This window comes from Caballeronia sp. dw_276 (assembly GCF_018449635.1).
In the GTDB taxonomy this organism is placed as follows: Bacteria; Pseudomonadota; Gammaproteobacteria; order Burkholderiales; family Burkholderiaceae; genus Caballeronia.
Genome location: NZ_JAAVUV010000013.1, coordinates 50,510 through 70,330, shown reverse-complemented (window position 1 = coordinate 70,330; position 19,821 = coordinate 50,510). Strand labels below are relative to the sequence as shown.

At 55.6% G+C, this 19,821-nt stretch carries 14 protein-coding genes and 1 pseudogene; 11 read left to right on the top strand and 4 right to left on the bottom strand.

The genetic code is table 11. From position 1 onward, the window contains the following. The first annotated feature begins 51 nt into the window (after positions 1-51). From HB633_RS24575 to HB633_RS24560, 5 genes are all read left to right on the top strand, one after another. Positions 52-1,125 (top strand): Gfo/Idh/MocA family oxidoreductase, encoded by a 1,074-nt coding sequence (locus HB633_RS24575; RefSeq protein ID WP_213780715.1) that lies wholly within the window; start codon positions 52-54, stop codon positions 1,123-1,125. A 280-nt stretch (positions 1,126-1,405) separates the two neighbouring features. Then, positions 1,406-2,206, top strand: coding sequence for a shikimate dehydrogenase (locus HB633_RS24570; RefSeq protein ID WP_255581123.1), 801 nt, complete (start codon positions 1,406-1,408; stop codon positions 2,204-2,206). Continuing rightward, positions 2,203-2,343 carry a hypothetical protein gene (locus HB633_RS31010; protein ID WP_255581122.1) on the top strand — a complete coding sequence of 47 codons (141 nt, stop codon included), beginning with the start codon at positions 2,203-2,205 and terminating at the stop codon, positions 2,341-2,343. Before HB633_RS24570 ends, HB633_RS31010 begins: the two co-directional genes overlap by 4 nt. Positions 2,344-2,618: 275 nt before the next feature. Beyond that, a complete protein-coding gene (locus HB633_RS24565) occupies positions 2,619-3,215 on the top strand; it encodes a TIM barrel protein (protein WP_213780714.1) in 597 nt (198 codons plus the stop codon). Beyond that, positions 3,179-4,855: an MFS transporter gene (locus HB633_RS24560; protein ID WP_255581121.1), complete on the top strand. Its 1,677-nt coding sequence runs from the start codon at positions 3,179-3,181 to the stop codon at positions 4,853-4,855. The genes HB633_RS24565 and HB633_RS24560 overlap by 37 nt, the downstream gene beginning before the upstream one ends. Positions 4,856-5,352: 497 nt before the next feature. Here HB633_RS24560 and HB633_RS24555 read toward each other — a convergent pair whose 3' ends face one another. After that, entirely contained in the window at positions 5,353-6,267 is a 915-nt protein-coding gene (locus HB633_RS24555; RefSeq protein WP_213780713.1) for a LysR substrate-binding domain-containing protein, read from the bottom strand. Between the two features lie 580 nt (positions 6,268-6,847). Between HB633_RS24555 and HB633_RS24550 the strand changes: the two genes are divergently transcribed. From HB633_RS24550 to HB633_RS24525, 6 genes and pseudogenes are all read left to right on the top strand, one after another. Continuing rightward, positions 6,848-7,225, top strand: a complete 378-nt coding sequence (locus HB633_RS24550; protein ID WP_213780712.1) for a hypothetical protein — start codon at positions 6,848-6,850, stop codon at positions 7,223-7,225. A gap of 853 nt (positions 7,226-8,078) precedes the next feature. Continuing rightward, on the top strand, positions 8,079-9,470 hold the full coding sequence (locus HB633_RS24545) for a cytochrome ubiquinol oxidase subunit I (protein WP_213780711.1): 1,392 nt from the start codon (positions 8,079-8,081) through the stop codon (positions 9,468-9,470). Positions 9,471-9,498: 28 nt separating this feature from the next. Further along, positions 9,499-10,473 (top strand): cytochrome d ubiquinol oxidase subunit II, encoded by a 975-nt coding sequence (locus HB633_RS24540; protein ID WP_213780710.1) that lies wholly within the window; start codon positions 9,499-9,501, stop codon positions 10,471-10,473. Positions 10,474-10,554: 81 nt separating this feature from the next. Further along, positions 10,555-12,264, top strand: coding sequence for a thiamine pyrophosphate-dependent enzyme (locus HB633_RS24535; RefSeq protein WP_213780709.1), 1,710 nt, complete (start codon positions 10,555-10,557; stop codon positions 12,262-12,264). A 200-nt stretch (positions 12,265-12,464) separates the two neighbouring features. Then, positions 12,465-12,661: pseudogene (locus HB633_RS24530) on the top strand (proton-conducting transporter membrane subunit); the annotation flags it as partial. Positions 12,662-13,583: 922 nt separating this feature from the next. Beyond that, positions 13,584-15,425 (top strand): PAS domain-containing sensor histidine kinase, encoded by a 1,842-nt coding sequence (locus HB633_RS24525; RefSeq protein ID WP_213780708.1) that lies wholly within the window; start codon positions 13,584-13,586, stop codon positions 15,423-15,425. A gap of 998 nt (positions 15,426-16,423) precedes the next feature. On the opposite strand, the gene HB633_RS24520 is transcribed toward HB633_RS24525, so the two are convergent. The 3 genes from HB633_RS24520 to istA are packed head-to-tail and all read right to left on the bottom strand — an operon-like array spanning position 16,424 to position 19,721. Next, complete coding sequence (locus HB633_RS24520; protein WP_255581147.1) at positions 16,424-17,383, bottom strand: IS110 family transposase; 960 nt, start codon at positions 17,381-17,383, stop codon at positions 16,424-16,426. A 31-nt stretch (positions 17,384-17,414) separates the two neighbouring features. Then, entirely contained in the window at positions 17,415-18,173 is a 759-nt protein-coding gene (istB, locus tag HB633_RS24515) for an IS21-like element helper ATPase IstB (protein WP_213780707.1), read from the bottom strand. A 9-nt stretch (positions 18,174-18,182) separates the two neighbouring features. Beyond that, positions 18,183-19,721, bottom strand: coding sequence for an IS21 family transposase (istA, locus tag HB633_RS24510; RefSeq protein ID WP_213780706.1), 1,539 nt, complete (start codon positions 19,719-19,721; stop codon positions 18,183-18,185). Positions 19,722-19,821: the final 100 nt, after the last annotated feature.

Below are 19,821 nucleotides of genomic sequence, written 5' to 3'. Positions count from 1 at the left end.
TGTACGAGAACACGTTCACATACAAGATATTATTTGGGAGGCATCAGGCAAATGTCGGAAATCAGCATCGCGGTAATCGGGGCGGGAGTCATCGGCAAGCGTCATATGCAGGAGATCGCGAATAGTGATCAATGCAAGCTTGTAGGAATCGCCGATCCGTCCCCGGAGGCCGAACACCAAGCCGCTACGCTGGGAGTGCCGCTTTACAAGGACTATCGCAAGCTTCTGGATACGCAGCATGTCGACGCGGTCATTGTGTGTACGCCAAACAGCACGCATGTGGAAGTCGGCATGGCGTGTATCGAGCGCGGAATTCCGGTGCTAGTCGAAAAGCCGATTTCCGATGATCTTGCATCCGCGCGAACACTTGCCGAAGCTTCACGCACCGCGCGTGTGCCGGTGCTTGTTGGGCACCATCGTAGGCACAACCCGATGGTGCGGGCTGCAAAGAATGCGATCGACGAGGGACGCATCGGCAAGCTGGTGGCCGTGAACATCATGTGTCTTGTGTACAAGCCGGATGCTTACTTCGCAGTGCCTTGGCGTCGGCATACCGGAGGTGGGCCGATTCTTATCAACATGATCCATGAGATCGATCTTATTCGGCACCTTTGTGGAGACATCGTTTCGGTTCAGGCGGTAGCGTCGAACAAGACCCGGGCGAATGAAGTCGAGGATTCGGCTGCTTGCACGCTTGAACTCGATAATGGAACGGTCGCGAACATCAGTCTGTCCGATACCGCGGCAACACCATGGAGTTGGGATACCGCGGCGGGAGAAGACCGCCAGCTCTTCGACTACCGTCCGGTGCCAACGCATTTTTTCGCGGGCACGGACGGCTCTCTTTCGTTGCCGGATCGAACCCTCTGGTCATACGACGGTGAGAAAGGCCGTCATCGCCCGATTCGTGACCAACTCATTCCAATGGAAGAAGAAAACGTCTATGCAAATCAATTGCGCCACTTCGTTGATGTCATAAGCGGAGCGGCTGAACCGCTCATCAGCGCGGACGATGCCGCCCGGACGCTTGCGACAACTCTCGCTGTTGTGGAGGCAGCACGGACGCGTCGAAAGGTCGATATCACCTTGGATGCCCGATTTAGGGCGTCCGACACCATTGCATGAAGCGTTGAAGACATAACGAAAACAAAAAGGAGACGCAGATGTGCGTGTGGGCCCTCGATGTTCGGGATTTCTTCAATGTGTGAGCTTTTCCACTGGACATCGCCGAATTCCAGTCTTCGTTGATCGCCGACGCGTTGAAGTCCCATAAAACCACATCGAATTCGTTGAGATTTAACTCGACCAATTCAATCGCATAATCTTATGAGCGGAGTTTCGATCAGATCTTTAAGTTGTCCGTGTTTTCGATCGGTGCTGCGATTTTTGAGGGATTTGTCTGCAGTTGCCGGCGCAATACGAGGCTAATAAATGCCACTTCTCACTGATTGGCTTGCGTCGGGTCGAGGGATCCGGAGCCAACATGGACAAGATAATGATGAAAGATGAAAGAAACTCGCGCGATTCACCCGTCGATACGCAGACGCGTCTCTTTTATATCCTGGGTTCGCCTATCGCGCATGTTCGCGCGCCGATCGTCTGGAGCGCGCTCTTCAAACGCTACGGCGTCAACACCTTGATGCTTCCAGCCGACGTCACTACTTCGAACTTTGATACCGCGATGAAGGGGCTGAAGGCGATTAAGAACTTCGATGGTGCATTTTTTACGATGCCGCACAAGTTCGCAGCAATGGATCACGCTGACTCGTTGACGCAACGTGCGCAGCGCATTGGATCCATCAATCTGCTGCGGCGACAGGCGGATGGGACATGGGAAGGCGACAACGTCGATGGCGCCGGCTTTATCGCAGGCTTACGTGCGGATGGCGTGAGCCTCGACGGTGCAAAAGTTTATCTGCATGGCTGCGGCGGCGTGGGGCGAAGCATAGGGTGGACGCTCGGAGTGGATAAGATCGCGAGCCTCACAGTCTATGACGTTGATGAAGGACGTGCACGTGAACCGGCGCGCTCGATTGCAAGCGTGTCAAGCGCGCGCTTGGCAACGGGCAGGCCTTCAATGAGGGACATTGACATTGCCATCAACGCATCACCGGTCGGACTGAACGCCAGCGACGACCTGCCATTTACCGTCGGTGAACTGCCGCTTCATGCCGTCGTGGCCGATGTCATCATGGGCCGCGCATGACCCCGCTGCTCGAATCGGCACACGCGCGCGGACTCAGGATTCATCATGGAAGGAACATGATGAACCACGCCATGCCTATAGCGGCGTCGTCTTTTGGCTTGCCCGATTCGTTCGACTGGAATGGCGAGGTCCTGTGAAGCATTCATAGCCTGCTGACTGATTATATCGGCCTTTCCTATAAGCAAGAGGTTGTAGGCAACGCCCTGATAAGCGTCGGACCGATCGAGAGATATTTGACGTGGACTTCGCCTGACTTCGCCTGGTGCGTACACCTGGTCTTTGACTAAGGTTTTTTAACTCTGCTGACGCTTACCTGCTGCGGTCACACGGTGCTCCTTGCACTGAAGCATTCCGCTTAGGATAACTATGTAAAGTAGAGCGTAATCCACATTGGAATTACGAAGGCCAACCTGTGAAACTCGCCATCGATTCGTACAGCTATCACCGCTACTTCGGCGAGGTCTATGCCGGATTGGAACAGGACCCGGGGACGCGCATCACCATGCGGGGTTTTCTCGACCGGGCGAAAGCACTCGGCGTTGCGGGCGTTTCTTTGGAGTCGTGCTTCATACCGTACCCGTCACCAGACGAAATCGCCACGTTGCGCGCTGAGCTCGAAGAGCGAAGTCTTGAGCCCGTGTGGGCGTGGGGCCATCCGGCCGGGCTCCGCTCGGGCTGCGCGCCCGGAGAAGTTGCCGACTTGAAGCGCCATGCCGAAATCGCCGCGGCCGTGGGCGCGAAGGTCACGGGGATCTGTTCCGGCGGTCGCCGCACGCGACCTGATAACTGGAGTTACCGCAAGGAAAAGCTCGTCCCACTGCTGACTAACGCCGCCGCGCATGCGAAACAGCACGGGGTCGTACTCACGATCGAGCACCACATCGATCTGCTCGCAGACGAACTGGTGGAGTTGGTCGATACGATCGATTCGCCGTGGCTTGGCGTCTGTTCGGATTCGCGAATAACCTGCGCATGCTCGAAGACCCGGCCGTTGCGATTGAAAAGCTAGCGCTTTACGCCGGGGCGACGCATGTCAAGGATATCTCTGCCAAGGGTGGCAATCCGCGCGATTTCGCGTTCTGGCCGAGCGTGCCGGGCGGGCGGGGAATCATCGATATGCCGCACGCATTCGCCGAACTGCGCAAGCACAGTTACACAGGTCTGCTCGCGCTGGAAATCGACTATCTGCATCCCGCTTACGAGAGCGATGAGCAAGCCATCGCCGAAAGCATCCACTACATGCGCAGCCGGCTCTGGGCACGGCACGTCGCTAGTCAGAATCCACAGGAGACAACCATGCCACTCAATAAACAACTCAACATCCAGGATTTCTTGGATTCCCGGCCCTTCGGGTCATTTCACTGGAGGATATTACTTCTCGGCCTCGTGGTCCTCATTCTCGACGGCTTCGACGTCGTAGTGATGGGCTTCGTCGCGCCCGCAGTCGTCGCCGACTGGAGGCTCACACGCGCCGCCATCGGGCCGGTGCTAAGCATGGGCCTATTCGGGCTCGCAATTGGTGCCTTGACCGGCGGCCCGCTGGCGGACCGATTCGGGCGGCGCAAGGTCATCATCGGTGCGATTCTCTTTTTCGGGCTCATGAGCCTCGCTTCCGCCTGGTCGCCGAACATCGCGGTGCTGTCGGTCATGCGCTTTCTGACGGGGCTAGGGCTCGGCGCCTCTCAGCCCAATGCCGCGACGCTCGCCTCGGAGTACGCGCCCAAGAGGTATCGTTCGCTGATGGTGACGGTGATCTATTGCGGATTTACATTGGGCGCAGCCGGTGGCGGCTTCCTCTCGAGCTATCTGATCCCGACTCACGGTTGGGCATCGATATTGGTCATCGGCGGCGTCGTACCGATCCTGTTTGCGTTCGCCCTGTGTTTCATTTTGCCGGAATCGGTGAAATTTCTCGCAGTCAAACATGGCGGCCGAAGTGCGCTCGAACGTATCGTCAATCAGATCGAGCCGAATTCGGCCGATGTCTCGACGGAGTTCCTCACTGCCGAACGGGAGCACTCCGGTAAAGCCGCGATCAGGCTTATCGTTGCCAAGCCGCACACGACTGTGACGCTGGCTCTTTGGGTCGGTCTTTTCATGAACCTGATGACGGTATACTTCCTAAATAGCTGGCTGCCGATCATCGTTAAGGACAACAGTTTTTCGCTGGCTGATGCCGCGCTGGTGGGTGCGATGCTTCAAGTGGGCGGAACGCTTGGCAACATCATCATCGGCTGGGAAATGGACCGCTTCAACCCGCAGAAGGTGATGATTGGTACGCCCCTCGCAGCAGGAATCTTCACCGTTGCGCTGGCAAAATTGAGTCCCGGCCTCTTCGGCCTCATGACCCTGGTTTTCCTGTTGGGCTATTGCATCAACTCGACGAACACCGGTTGGACCGCAATGGCAGCCGGCTACTATCCGACGGAGATGCGGGCCACCGGTACAAGCTGGATGACAGGCATCGGTCGCTTCGGCGCGATCTCTGGCGCATCGATTGGTGCGGTGCTAATCAGCTTCAAGTGGAATTTTGGGGAGTTGTTCCTTGCCTTGACCGTGCCGATCGCGATCGCCATCGTCGCTGCGTCCATCAAGGGCCGCTGCGGCGGCAGCACGGCTCCCGTGTTGCGTAACGTCACTACTCGCTAATTCTCGGAAACCCTTTCAGACAGCCGCGCTGCGCGAGGCGTTGCAGCTTGGCGTCGGATGAGAATCGAGTTTTCCGCGGACTTCGGTCGAGGAGTCATTAGTTTGCGCGGGAACGACGCGTCTTCCCCGTTGCAAACGTTGCGTTTTGCGTTATCCGGACGAGCGCAGCTTTTCAACAGCTGTTGGACGCATAAGTGCGCTTCGACCCGGCTAAGCCGTAAATGGAGTAAACCCGTCACTTGGGGTCGCGAGTTGGCGACTTTTGGTAGCTGGCTTCTTCCGAAGCGCTGGGATCGAAATGAAGGGGATGATGGTTAGAGCCTCTTTAACGTATTTGCTTTGAAAAATTACGTCCTCGCGGCGGGCTAAACGTCTGCTGCGTGGCGGCTGTTAATTTCCATCCGAAACTAGTCGCTGCGAACACAGTTCGCCGACCGGTCCAAACGCGAACATCACGCGAGCTAAAAGCTCGCCCGCTATTGGGCTCATAGGAAAATCTACACATCGATTTTCCCCAGTAGCCATTCCCTCAGCGCTTTTATCTTCGGCCATTGAGCGCGCTGAGCGGGATATATGAGGTAATACGACACGCCTCGTTCAAGGACAAAATCGAAGGGTGCGACAAGGACCCCATCTTGCAAGCTCTCGCGCACCATTTTCAAATCTCCCATCGCGACACCGTGCCCGCGAGTCGCCGCTGAAAGCGCCAACTCTAGTGTATCGAAGGTCTGGCCCCGGTGAGGTACGCCACTGCCAAGGCCAGCGGCCTCTAGCCAGCGTGCCCAGCCTTGCACCGGAAAGCAATGCAGCAGCGGTAGCTGCTTGACGTCGGCGGGTCCGGTAAGGCCTTTGGCCAAGTTAGGGGAGCACACGGGCGTTAGCTGCTCCGACATCAGATGTACCGCCTCCATGTCCTTCCAGTCCCCGCGGCCTTGGATTATTGCCGCATCGATATCGCTATCCTCAAAACGCGGCTCCCACGCATCATAAGTCGTCACGCGCACGTCGACTTCGGGCATGTCCAAGCGCAGCGATGGCAGCAGTGGCAAAAACCACCGCGTAGCGAAAGTCGGCGGCATTCTCAACGTCAATATCTGCCCTGCGTTGCGAAGACTTTCACAAACAGTGGCGAGACGCGCTAGCGCATTCTCAACCACGGGAAGTAATGCCTCTCCATCGGGCGTCAATCGCAGGCCGCGCTTGTGGCGAATGAAGAGAACGACACCGAGATGCTCCTCAAGCTGTTGGACCTGACGGCTGATCGCGCTTTGCGTCACGAAAAGTTCGGCGGCCGCGCGGCTGAATGTCCCACAGCGCGCGGCGCTTGCGAACACTTCGAGCGAATGTAGCGGCGGCAAATGCCGATGGAAACCAGCACCCCCAAACGCATGACTTGAATGCATGGATTCCATGAAAAAATACCTTAGTTCTTTTTATGCTCAAGCAGTTACATTGAGCATGTTGTCCAAGTGCTTCAGTAAAACGCATACAAGCGCCGCGACCTGCCGCGACCTGCCGCGAGCACGGCTATTCTAAGAGAAAAGGGGACGGAAGCGACGTTGAATTTATGTGCATGTCGTTCATGCAAGCGTCCGAAGCATCGATGACACTATGCGGATTGCCCCGCCCGCTGACGTCGAGATAGCATTTTCGGACCTGAACGGGCAGCCAAGGAACCGGTCGCTCTTTTAACTGCTCTGTGGCGCGATTCATAAGGAGACTTCATTCGCGCGCTTTTTTATTTGCTACCGATGGTTAGGCTGCGGGACGCATTCATACACTTTGTGGCAGCGATTGCATGTGCGCATCGGTCAAAGCCCGGCTTTTTTGTGCTCGACGGCACGCCGGTGGCAAATCTGGTCTTGGCATCCGGGGCGCGCAATGAGAAAGGACCGCTTACGGTGTCGAGGCGATAGCCGCTGAGTCTCGGCTTAACTGTTCGTCCCGATTATTACGTACAACGCAGATATCGCTCGTATGACGGAAACAAGATTGCCTAATGCGATTGCTATTAATCCGGCTGTTTGGGCCGTATTGGCTGAATTGTCCGGTTCGTATGCACATGCCAGCACGCGGCGGTCGACAATTGGTATTACAGCGGTGATGGAAATTTGGGCAACGCGAATTAACCGCGTGTTTACGGCGGCGATCAGTTGGCTCCATGAGTTCATTTTGCCGCTAGTACATCAGCGTTGCAAACGCAGAAACTTTTTGTATGGGGAAAACCGGAAGGTTCTCATTTTAAATAACCGAAGCCTTATTAGCGCGTTGCCGCACACCCGGAGTTGGTGCGCGCCGCCCCTCGATGAGCAACGCTCCACGCATAAAGTCGAAATGCGAGAAACCATTGAGCGAAAGGCGACGGACTAAAAGCGGCTCGGATTGCGCATGCTCATACTTAAGGCGGACAGCCACCGGGCCGCGCGTCGGATCTCACTTCGGATCGGATGTCAATAAGGATGGGCGAACGGCGCCTCTGAGTTACCGAGTTCTTGACTAATTCGAGTTATTCGATTTGCTACATCGCGTGTTCAATACTGGAACTACATTCAAACTAAGAAGGTTTTACCCGCTTCCTTGTCGATTGGCCCGGAGAAATGGTGGTGACGACCAGGGGACAGGTCCATAAAGAGGCCAAGGAAGTTGTCAAGCATGCTATCGACGTCGTACCGATTTTTGGAGGGCCACAAATGCACGAGACATCGGGCTCGATGACGACAACCCGCTGCAATTCTCGGCATCAGTACTGGCGAGGCTCTATCCTAAATTAGTCGAAAGGTCACGCGGGAGTTAAGGCGGGCACGCCGAAAACGCCGAAGCCACGCTCTCGCCGCTAATTCAGATGATGTGGTGAAGGTCGCCACGTCGCGCGACATTATTAAGGAAAGTCTCGGCTGAATTGAAGCCCTCGATCAAACAGCGCTGCGTGCTTCAAGAGCGACAGCGAGTCTATTCAGTTAGATCTGTCCGTAGTGGGTCCCATTTCCCGCTTATACATAGGTGTTAGAACCACACCGGTTCATGTGAGCACAGTAGCCGATGGTAGCTCTATCAACGGAACCGTTGCCACATTAAATTTAAGGCATTCGCGGTTGTGGTGATGCGGACCGCACTTTCAAGTGGGTAACTTTGCCAGCGAACCACTTTCTAATCTGTTGACTGAGGTCCCTTTTATGCCGCACATCAACTGGAGTCCGACAATGGCAAAGCGTGGTGGTGTGACATGTTGAATAACGTGCTGGATCTTTCACGTGCGCAGTTTGCCATGACTGCGATCTTCCATATTATGTGGCCGATACTGACTATTAGCTTGTCGGCCTTTCTTGTTTTGATCGAAGTGCTGTGGCTTCGTACCGCGAACGTGAGCTACTACCGACATGCGCGATTTTGGAGCAAGTTGCTGGCGCTGAACTTTGCAGTGGGAGTCGTCAGCGGCATTCCGATGGAGTTTCAGTTTGGCACCAATTGGGCAGGATTCTCACGATATAGTGGCCAGTTCTTCGGCAATATTCTTGGGTTCGAAGGCGCCATGGCGTTCATGCTTGAGGCAGGATTCATCGGCGTGATGCTTCTCGGATGGAGCCGGGTGCCGCGGGGCGTGCATTTATTTGCCACATCAATGGTTGCGCTCGGCTCGAGCATCTCAGCATTCTGGATCATGGTCGCGAATTCATGGATGCAGACGCCAGCAGGGGTCACAGTCACAGACGGAAAGATCATCGTCACTGACTATGTGGCGGCCATCTTCAATCCAGACATGGTCTGGGGTGTGACGCATATGTGGGTTGCGGCAATCGAGACCGGGATGTTTGTGATCGCTGGCATCTCAGCGTGGAATCTGTATAAACGGCGTCATCCGGAATTTTTCGCGCGGTCGTTCAAAATTGCGCTGATGGTGCTGGTGTTCGTCGCCCCGGTCCAAATTTGGCTTGGCGATTCAAGCGGCGGCAGCGTGTTCAAGATGCAACCAGCCAAGGGCGCTGCGATCGAAGGCCATTGGGTCACTAATGCACCGGGCACAGGTGCATCATGGTCGCTGCTTGCGTGGCCAAACAAGGAGACGCAGCGCAACGACTGGTCGATTGAAGTGCCCGGTATGTTGAGCGTTCTCGCCACGCATACGACGCATGGCCAGGTTAAGGGGTTGACCGATTTCCCGCCTGCCGACCAGCCGCCGATGATTCCTCTGCTTTATTATGCCTTCCGGGTGATGGCGGGTATCGGAGTCGCATTTATGGCGTTGGCGTTTTGGACTGCGTATGTTCTACGAAAGACGCGTGGCAACGTAGAGCGACTGCTTGAACAACGCAAGTTGCTGCTCGCTTGGGTTTTATGCATCCCGCTACCTTACGTCGCGGTTGAGGCCGGATGGATCGTGCGTGAAGTTGGTCGCCAGCCGTGGGTCGTCTACGGTCTGCTGCGAACAAAGGACGCTGTTTCGGCCGTACCGGCGTCGTCCGTCACGATGAGCATGGTGATGTTTCTTATTTTCTATGTAGTACTGCTAGTCACGTTCGCTGTCCTTGCGCGCATTTGGCTACGCGCCGGCCCGGACCTTACGCTGAATCCACCACCGCTCGTCAAGGCGCAAACAGCGTCAGCGAGCGAATACTAGTCCACTTACTTATCGATGAGAAATCCACATGGACAGCTCGACTCATACCATGCTTGCCATCACCTGGTTCGGTTTGATCGGGCTGATGCTGGTGTTCTATGTCATCACTGACGGCTTCGATCTTGGCGTCGGTATCTTAAGCTTGCTGCGCAAACGTCGCGAGGATCACGATGTGATGGTGCAAACCATCGGTCATGTCTGGGACGCAAACGAAACGTGGCTAGTGGTGCTCGGTGGTGCCTTATTCGGCGCTTTTCCTGAAGCGTATGCGCTGATTCTCCAAGACCTGTATCTGCCCGTGATGGTGCTCATTGCAGGCTTGATCATGCGAGGAGCCGCTATCGAATTCCGCCACAGCGTCGATCACGGTCCCCTTTGGGACAAGGTATTTGGGACTGGGAGCCTGGTTGCTGCAATTGCTCAAGGCGTGATCCTTGGCGAAGTCATCACGGGGTTGACCCCTGGCGCAGTCAGCACGGCGTTCGTTGTCGTGACAGCAATCGGTGTTGTAGCGGGCTATTCGCTACTTGGTGCAACTTTCCTTGTGAATAAAACCGTTGGCTCGCTTGAACAATGGTCTCGCCGGCTCGCTCTCCTGTCCGCGTTCGTTACGGTCGTGTGCGCAATGGTGCTAACCGCTGCAACGTGGTTTGCCAGTGACATTGGTCATGAGCGATGGAGCCAGGCAGGGATTTTTCACCTTCTTATCACATTGGCCGTTGGTGCCGCGTTTGCATTCGCAACCGTGATCGCGTCACTGTATCTGGGTAGTTCAAAAGCGCCGTTTCGCGCATCAGTTGCGCTGTTTATTTTGTCGTTTGCAGGCTTGGCAATCAGCCTTTTCCCGGACTTCATCCCGGGGAAACTTCCCATCGTTAATACCGCATCGGATCCGTCGACATTAGTATTCATGCTGATCGGAGTCGGACTGATTTTTCCCGTAATGATCGGGTACAACCTATACCAGTATTACATTTTCCGCGGCAAAGTTAGCGGCTCTTAGGCTTACGTTTTAGAGCCAGAGAAAGAAGGTTGTTTTCCCATTGGTTCATATCGTGCTTAGTGCACCGAAAGGAGAGTTATCATGAGCAAGAAGGTCGCTGAAATCATCGTAGAAACGCTTGCTGCGGCAGGGGTAAAACACTGTTATGGCATCGTCGGTGATACGCTGAATTTAATCGCCCAGCACATCAGCGAAAGCGAAATTGAGTGGGTGCACATGCGGCATGAAGAAGCCGGTGCGTTTGCCGCCGAAGCGGAGGCAATGCTGACCGGAAATTTAACCGCAGTTGCCGGCAGTTGCGGTCCGGGAAGTCTTCATTTCATAAACGGACTCGTAGACGCAAATCGGAATCGAGCTCCAGTCATTTTGATCGCAACACAGGTGGCCAGCGAGGAAATCGGATTCAACTTTCCGCAAGAGCTGGACTTCAAGGCAATCTACGGATCATGCACGGTTTTTTGCGACACCATCATCACGCCCGAGCAGGCTAGACGAAAGACGGTTATCGCTTGTCAAACCGCAATCACAAAAGGCGGCGTGGCGGTGCTTATTGTGCCGGTTGACATTGCCCACATGACCGCCAGTGACGATACCCCGTACACGGTCCATACGAACGCACCGATCGTCCGGCCGAGCGACGCGGATCTCGACCGCGCTGCAGAAATTCTTAATTCGGGCGAAAAGATTGTTATATATGGCGGTGCAGGGTGTCGTGGTGCGCACGCTGAAATTCTCGCGGCGGCCGAATTGCTGAAGGCTCCTATCGCACACACGTCGCGTGGTAAAGATGCCCTTGAGCACAACAACCCTTACAACGTCGGAATGACGGGAATCATCGGAGGCGTAGCTGGCTATCAGGCAGTCGCTGAATGTGAAACACTGCTCCTGTTGGGCGCGGACTTCGCATGGAAGCAGTTTTATCCCGCGAACGCAAAAATTGTTCAAATTGATATTGCGTCGGATCACATCGGACGACGTCACCCGGTTACCTTAGGGCTTGTTGGCGATATTCAGCCAACGATGGAGGCGTTGCTCCCGCGCCTTAAACGGAGGACTGCAACCGACTATCTTGACAAGCTTGTATCGCGACATGAGAAGGCCATACAGTCACATAGGGAGAAGGCTGTTCCATCTGCCAGTGGGACTATCCCGCCGACATATCTCACGGAATTGATCAATCGGCATGCTGCCAGCGACGCACTCTTTTGCGCGGACGATGGCACGCCTACAGTTTGGCTTTATCGACATGTCGAAACGAATGGAAAACGTCGGGTGTTTTCAAGCCTTCTTCATGGAACCATGGCGGCGGCGATGCCAATGGCGCTAGGACTTCAAAAATGCCAGCCGGGGAGGCAGGTGATTTCGATGTCGGGCGATGGCGGTATCGCCATGATGTTCGGCGAACTAATGACGGCAGTGCAAGAAAAACTGCCTATTAAGATAGTCGTTTTCGACAATGGCAAGCTAGGCTTTATCGATATTGAGCAGAAGTCTGAAGGGATGATCCCTTTGTTCACTGACCTGCAAAATCCTGACTTTGGGAAAGTCGCAGAGGCAATGGGGTTTTGGGGACGGACGGTAACAAAAGCGGATGGCCTGGAGCAGGCGGTCGTTCAATGGCTGAACGAGCCAGGTCCGGCGCTGTTGAATGTCAAAGTCGATCCGATGACGCTTGTTATGCCGCCGAAAATCGAATTGCGCCCCATGTACGGGATGGCTCTATATTCGGCTAAGGCCATATTAAACGGTCAGTCGGCGGACGTATTTGATATGATCAAGCAGAACATCTAGTCTTCCAACCCTGACGTAGAACATGGGATGCTCCCCACGTATCCGAGTGGGGGCGTTCCACCTGGTGTGCAATTAATAGTTATACAGAGAACTAGACCAGCAGCTAAGAGCTCACTCTTAACTGTGTATGACCAGTCAGCGAAAAACTACTGGTGTCGGCTCTATCCACAAGTCTCTTCTGTTTAGCTATGGTGCGCATTCTTGTCTCAACACTGGGCCTGATGATCGGCGCGTTCTCGACCGCCGACTGCATGTTTTTCTACGTGTTCTTCGAAGCCACGCTGATTCCGATGTACATCATTATCGGCGTGTGGGGTGGCGCGAACCGGCCTATGCTTTGTTCAAGGTTTTCTTGTACGCGCTGACGGGCTCGCTATTGATGCTGACCACATTGCTCATTCGGCGTGGCCCAGCTATAGACTTCGATCATCTCGTGCTTCTTGACGGCCTTGAACGGATTGGCGGAAAAAATAGGGTTCGCCGGGTGAGCTCTCGCCAGATATTTAACAATTACTTGCGGCTCGCACAGCGCCCCGTCTCGTCCTGGCCGAAATTCGCGCGCACCTCCTCGAATGGAATGCCGTGTTCGATCGGCACCACCGTCCAAGATAATGGCGGTGGTTGGTGTTGAGTGGCCAGAATTCACGTTCCCGCCTCGGCCGAGCGCAGCCCGAGTTTCGCATCCAAATGCAATAATGAAGGGGAAGGGTTGTTCCATTCACGCTTGAGCTTAGTTATCCGATGGCTTATGCCTCGGCCGTGGCACTGGTCACAGCAAAAAATGATTTCGATCTCAACGGCTCTTCGGCCGACACCTTGTGCGGCATGGCTGCCAGTTCTCTACGTCCCAAAGCAGGGAATAAACTTCCCGTTCAATTTCCACCGCGGCTGACCAAAACACCATGTTTGCTTGACGCCTTGCATGCGTGCCAACGGAGTCGAAGGGTGAATGGTCAACGCATTTGGCATGGGTAATCTCAGCTTCTGGCGAAAGGCTTGCGTGACCAAGGACCGCGCGGCGTCACGGCGGGAGAGAGGGGGTCCGATTCAATATTTGAGGTTATAGTCGCAAATAAGCGCTGGCACCGCCATAAGCAAAGATAAAATGCGATCGTCAGTGTTTTTTGGATTTAAGCAGCTCCGCGATCGATTAATCTCTTAGCGTCAAGCACCACGAGCAGCGATACTATTGAGAGGGAATTGATCATGCCCGCGTTGGCGATCTTGATCAGACTGAACGTGAGAGTTGGCTGCGTGCGGGGCTGTCGAGTTCAGTGAACGCGGGATAAAAAAATCAATGTGCGAGACACGACCCTTCTATGAGTCCTATTGGTATGGATGCTAACGTAATTGACCGGTTACCCGCTTTGGTATGGCAAGTTAACCAAAAGGGAGGAGGGTGTCACTTCAATAGCCGTTGGTTAGATTTTACAGGGCTATCGTGGACTGAATCCAGCGGTGATAGCTGGCAAGCGGCCATCCACCCGAACGACCTTGCAGGAGTTCTCTTGCTAAACACTCCAGCAAGGGTCTTTAGCGGTGCAAAGACGGAAGCTCGTATCAAGGGTCGACATGGGAACTATGCTTGGTACCTCATTAAAGCAGAGCCGATCGAGTCAGTAGATGCTGAGCAGAATTTTGTGCTGTTAGCCGTAGAGAGTCGCTCGACTAACGAAGACAGCGATGAGTATGGGCGACCGCGCATCGGGACGCTTGGACTTTGGGACCAGATTCCGATATGGAGCACGCGCGCCGATGGGTATCTCGACTATGCGAACGATTTGTGGCTCAAGTGTGCGGGTTTAAGCTTCCAGCAAGCAATGGGTTGGGGATGGGCCGATGGCGTACATCCTGACGATCGTGAGGGAATGACAGAAATTTGGCGGATGCTGGTCGAAAAACAAATCGAAGGGTACGCCGAGGCTCGTATGGGGTCAGACGATATTGGGTGGCGCTGGTATCTGTCTCGCGCCTTCCCGTCACGGGACGATAACGGAACGATCGTTCGATGGTATGGCGCGCTCTTCGATATCAGCGATCGGAAGCGTGCAGAAAACGCGTTACGAGTAAGTGAAGCGTATTTGGCAAACGCTCAGCGTGTAAGCCAGACGGGAAGCTTCGGCCTCAATTTCTCAAATGGCGCGCTTTATTGGTCCGATGAAACATACCGAATTTTCGAACAAGCTCGCTCGGAACATCCCTCGCTGGAAAAGGCGATGGCACGCGTGCATCGGGACGATATCGGTCTTGTCCAACGAGCACTCGATCACTCCGCTGTGCATGACGATGAAATTGATTTTAGCTGCCGACTCGTGACCCGTAATGGGGGCATTAAATTCGTCCGAGTTTTGGCGAAGCCGGTCAAGGGACGCGGTGAGACTCGCGAGCTTGTCGGCGCAGTTATTGACATAACCGCTGCCCGAGTTGCAGAAGACAAGCTGATGCAGACCCACTTGGAACTCGCTCACGTCAGTCGCGTCACAGCGATGGGGGAGATGTCTGCTTCAATCGTTCACGAAGTCAACCAACCCCTCTCGGCAATCGTGACTCACGGAGGTGCTTGCCTCCGTTGGCTCAATCGATCGGAACCAAATTTGCTGGAGGCGACCACTAGCATAGAGCACATGATGGCTGAAGCGAAACGTGCCGGTGAAGTGGTCCGGCGTCTTCACGCCTTCGCCAAGAAGGAATCTTCGGCGCGCGCATTAGTTAAGATCAACGACGTGATTATGGAAACGCTGCCCCTCGTTAATCTACAACGTCAAACCAAGCGCATTGATCAACGGCTCGATTTGGGTGACAATTTGCCGGAAATATTAGCCGACCGCGTGCAACTTCAGCAGGTCCTAATGAATCTCGTAGGCAACGCGGTGCAGGCCGTCGCGCAGAACACAGGAATCGAATCGGGGTCCATACATATCCAGTCGAGCCGATCTGCGGAAGGGGAACTAGCGGTGACTGTGCGTGACACAGGCCCAGGTTTGATCGGGGATACTCTAAATCGGATATTTGAACCGTTTTATACGACAAAGAAAGAAGGCATGGGAATGGGGCTTTCGATTTGCAGGTCGATTGTCGAGTCCCACGGAGGCCGAATCACGGCGGGCAATAACGCCGACAAAGGCGCCTATGTAAGGGTCGTACTTCCGGTGAACCCGTAAGCGGGAGCAAGATCGTCGTGACGTCAGGGTTCCGGTCAGAGCATGAGAGTACCGTTCTGCGGCGCTATTTGAATGTATCCGTTCGTTTTTGTCGATAGACGTTAGGCGAGCAACGACATGGAATATAAGCTCGTGACTTTGTGAGACGGTCGATCGAACATCTGCTTATTATTCGGATCCCCGTTCACCATCACGTTCGTGAAGGCATACACGTTGCGGGTAGTTGAGCGGCTTTATACAAAGCCCGATGACTGTCGCAAATGCAGCGCCATGTGCGGCCAAGCACCGAGGTCGCGGCCTGTTTGCATGCGCGGCACCTACAGTCGAACCGTCCGCGGAGTGAGACCCGCCATCTTTATTCCGACGAAGCGTCGATATGCTTGTTTTGGTGATCTACCGTTCTCGCATGTGATCCGCGCCTTCATGGTCAATCGATGTTCGCCAAAAATTACGGTTCCATAAGAATCATCCCGTTTAAGGCGGTCGATACTGTCCGAGCCTGGTTGCTGAGCTGAAAGCGATGTAAGCGGCTCGGCCCGACCGTTTCGCCATGCTGACTTTTCCAAAGCATGATGAGGGCGTTCAGATCAACGGAGCCAGTCAGCCATGTCGAACGCAGGGGGCGCAGCCCATCCCCGTCGCACGTACGCGCGAAAATTCAAGCAGCAGGTGATCAGAGAGACTACAAGGGCTTCCCCGTTAAGCGCAAGCTCAATCGAAGTCCGCGTTAATACATGCTGCAATGCCACGTCGGCGCGCGTGAGAAGGTGAAGGACTGCTGTACTACAACCGGTCATGTTGAGCCGTGGCCCGGACCCTGATGAAAGACGCGCGCAAGGACCTCATTCGTTGGACGGGATAGAAATCCCCGTCTCTCTGGCAGGTATGCCTTGCGCGGGTCCAACCCGCTTCACATCACCGCTGGCAGTGCAAAGTGATCGTTTATCCGCTCATGATGACTATCATTGATTGTCGGTGTTTGGTCAGGCCCGACGACTTCACGCTGCGGCCGGTTCGTGCTTGAAATCGTCGCCGTAACTTAGCATTGCCCAAGCCATTCTCGCATTCTTGGCCGCAATCGCAACTGCCGCACGCCAGTAGCCGCGGCGTTCCATAAGGCTGCGTACCCAGCGGCTGAACCGATCCTGCTTCTCGCCCAGACTGGCGATCACGGCGCGCGCCCCGAGCACTAGCAGGCTGCGCAGGTAGGCGTCACCGGCCTTTGTGATGCTACCCAGCCGCGCCTTGCCGCCGCTGCTGTGCTGGCCAGGCGTCAGTCCAAGCCATGCAGCCACCTGGCGACCGTTCCTGAAATCGTGTCCGGCACCGATGCTCGCAAGCAATGCGCTTGCGGTGGTCGGGCCGATGCCGCGCAGTAGCATGAGTCGCTTGCTGCGTTCGTCCTCACGCGCGATCTCCCTAATCGCGCGGTCGTATTCGGTCAGTCGGTCCTCGATGCTACCGGCGTGCTCGAGCAGATCGCTGATGCATCGTCTGGCCCAGCCGGGTAAGGCATCCAGATGGGTTGGGATCTCTCTTCGCAAGCGTTCCGGACTTTGCGGCAACACTACGCCGAATTCGGACAGCAGGCCACGTATCCGGTTGTATATCGCGGTCCGTTCCTCGATAAAACCCTGCCGCGTCCGATGCAGGCAGAGCGTGGCTTGCTGGTGTTCGTCCTTCAGTGGCACGAAACGCATGCTCGGGCGAGTCACCGCTTCGCAGATGGCTGCCGCATCGGCGGCGTCGTTCTTGCCACGCTTGCCTGACATCCGGTACGGCGCCACGAGTTTCGGCGCCATCAGCTTCACCGTGTGGCCGTACTGCTGGAACACCCGCGACCAGTGGTGCGCACCCGAGCAAGCTTCCATACCGATGAGACAGGGCTGCGTATTTCGCGGAAGCTGGACACGAGTTTCGCATGAAGCCGGACAGGTGTTTCGCGCGAAGCTGGACAGTCGGAGCGCAGCAACGCAGGGGTTTCTGTTTTTACTCTGACTGCTGGTTTTCGGTCAAACTAATTTTTAGTTTTCGCATCGATTCACCGTTCATGTTGATTCGATAAGTGTTGTGAACAAGCCGGTCCAGGATGGCGTCGGCAAGCGTTGGATCGCCGAGCGCACCGTGCCAGTTGTCGACCGGAATCTGGCTTGTTGCAATGGTTGAGCGACGGCCGTGGCGATCATCGAGTATTTCGAGCAGATCACGCCGAGCGCTGTCGGGCATTGGCGCCATTGCGAAGTCATCCATCAGCAGCACATCCGTCTTGGCCCACTGCGCGAGTGCTCGCGCATATCGACCGCTGCCGTGCGCGATAGCGAGCTCCTCGGCGAGCCTGGGCATCTTGAGATAGGCCACCGTGTAGCCCAGACGGCAGGCCTGATTGGCGAGCGCGCATCCAAGCCAGGTCTTACCCAGGCCGGTCGCGCCAATAATTAGCGTGTTGTGCTTCTCCCGGATCCAATCGCCAGTGAGCAAGCGGCTCATGAGTGCGCGATCAAGCCCGCGTGGGGTGCGGTAGTCGATGTCTTCGGCCACGGCTTCGGAGAACTTCAGTTTGGCACGGCGCAGGCGCGATGATGTCTGCCTGGATTCGCGTTCGCTTGCTTCGCGCTCAACAAGCAAGCCTAAACGCTCCTCGAAGCCCAGCGCTTCGATATCAGGATTGTTCTGCTGTTGCGTCAAGGCGGATGCCATGCCGCTCAGCCTCAGCGCGTGAAGCTTGTCGATCGTTGGATGTTTGAGCATATGGCCTCTTCAATGATAGTAGTCCGGTCCGCGCACATTGGGATGTGTGAGCGGTAAGCTGGCCTGATCCGTTTTTGTCTGAGGCGACTGGTCCAGGCCGTTCTTGAGCGTCGAGCTAATGAAGCGGTAGCTTGGCGCCTTCAGATCGATGGCACGGCAGCACGCGGCCTCCAGCCGTGCATTGCCGTGGTCTTTGCCCAGGCGAAGGACGCCAAGGCAAGCGCGATAGGCTTGTTGGGGATGCTGCCGGCCGCCAAGCAGGTGCTGGATCACGGCGGCGGTGTGCGGCCCGATGCGTATGGCCCAGTCGTACAGACGCTGCGGCCCCCACCCACTGACCTCTTGATGATGAGGCGGCATGTGCGCATTAACCGTACTATGGTGACCGCGCCGACTGCTTCGCACGTGAGCGGCGATACGCGTGCCTTGGTGGAAGATCTCGACTGTCCCGTTCGTATATCGAACGTCGACCTGTTGACGCGCGAAGCGGTGCGGTACAGAGTAGTAGTGAACGTCAATGTCGACGTGGTAATCAGGCCCCACGCGCGCTACCTTCCAATCAGCATATTGATAGCGCTGTGACGGAAGCGCTTTCAGCGATGAGCGCTCGAATTTATCGAAAGTGCTGCGGCGAGATCCCGGCAGCTTCTTGAAGGCTTTGTTGTTCAAGTCGACCAGGAGTGTCGCGATCGCGGAGTTTGCCTCGGTCAGGCTGAAGAAGCGGTGTTTGCGAAGTCGAGCGAGAATGTAGCGCTGGACAAGGAGCACGCCTTGCTCAACCTTAGCTTTATCACGGGGCTTTTTACTGCGGGCTGGGATGACTGCCACAGAATAATGCGAGGCCATTTCTCCGTATGTCCGATTGATAATGGGATCGTAGAAGCTCGGCTTGTGCACGCCCGATTTAAGGTTGTCGGGCGTGACGATCTCAGGACAACCGCCCATAAATTCGAAGGTTCGAATGTGAGAGCCGATCCAATCAGAACTCTGCTGGGTCCAAGTTGCTTCCGCATAGGTGTAGTTCGACGCCCCCAATACGGCCACGAACAACTCGGCCTCCCGGATCTCACCCGTTTCCGCATTGATGATCGCAACCTTGTCGCCCGAGTAGTCGACGAACAGCTTCTCGCCCGGAGCATGTGTTTGCCGCAAGGTTAGCGGGAGCGAATTCGCCCATTCGCTGTATCGCGTGCAAAACCAAGTGTACGCGTAACCGTCGGGGTGCTCGGCCTTGTACTCGTTCCAGAGCAGATCGAGCGTCACGCCTTTGCGGGCGAGCTCGCGCCTCACAGTCGGCCAGTGCGGCGCAGGACGCTCTCCTTCCACGCGCGGCGGTGGCGGAAACAGGCGTGCCTCGAGTTCGACGTCACCGAGCGCTGACGGCAGCGGGTAGCTTAAGCCGGCACGCTCCAGACGGCGAACATATTGCCCAACGGTCGTGGGCGAAGTGCCCAGCGCGCGAGCAACTTCCCGATGATTGAAGCCGCAATCGAAATGTAGGCGCAGCGCTTTTCGAATTTTACGCATGGTCAACTTTGGAAATGCCATGTAGACGCCCCGACGAAATCATCGAGGGTGCCACGGTTGACCTGCGTCGCTACTTTACGAACTTACTGTCCAGCTTGGCGCGAAATCGCTGTCCAGCTTG

What these genes read in the sequence shown, in the direction of transcription:
- HB633_RS24575 (WP_213780715.1), top strand. Translation starts at nt 52, where the DNA reads ATGTCGGAAATCAGCATCGCGGTAATCGGGGCGGGAGTCATCGGCAAG.
- HB633_RS31010 (WP_255581122.1), top strand. Translation starts at nt 2,203, where the DNA reads ATGACCCCGCTGCTCGAATCGGCACACGCGCGCGGACTCAGGATTCAT.
- HB633_RS24560 (WP_255581121.1), top strand. Translation starts at nt 3,179, where the DNA reads ATGCTCGAAGACCCGGCCGTTGCGATTGAAAAGCTAGCGCTTTACGCC.
- HB633_RS24555 (WP_213780713.1), bottom strand. Translation starts at nt 6,267, where the DNA reads ATGGAATCCATGCATTCAAGTCATGCGTTTGGGGGTGCTGGTTTCCAT.
- HB633_RS24545 (WP_213780711.1), top strand. Translation starts at nt 8,079, where the DNA reads ATGTTGAATAACGTGCTGGATCTTTCACGTGCGCAGTTTGCCATGACT.
- HB633_RS24540 (WP_213780710.1), top strand. Translation starts at nt 9,499, where the DNA reads ATGGACAGCTCGACTCATACCATGCTTGCCATCACCTGGTTCGGTTTG.
- HB633_RS24535 (WP_213780709.1), top strand. Translation starts at nt 10,555, where the DNA reads ATGAGCAAGAAGGTCGCTGAAATCATCGTAGAAACGCTTGCTGCGGCA.
- HB633_RS24525 (WP_213780708.1), top strand. Translation starts at nt 13,584, where the DNA reads ATGAGTCCTATTGGTATGGATGCTAACGTAATTGACCGGTTACCCGCT.
- istB (WP_213780707.1), bottom strand. Translation starts at nt 18,173, where the DNA reads ATGCTCAAACATCCAACGATCGACAAGCTTCACGCGCTGAGGCTGAGC.
- istA (WP_213780706.1), bottom strand. Translation starts at nt 19,721, where the DNA reads ATGGCATTTCCAAAGTTGACCATGCGTAAAATTCGAAAAGCGCTGCGC.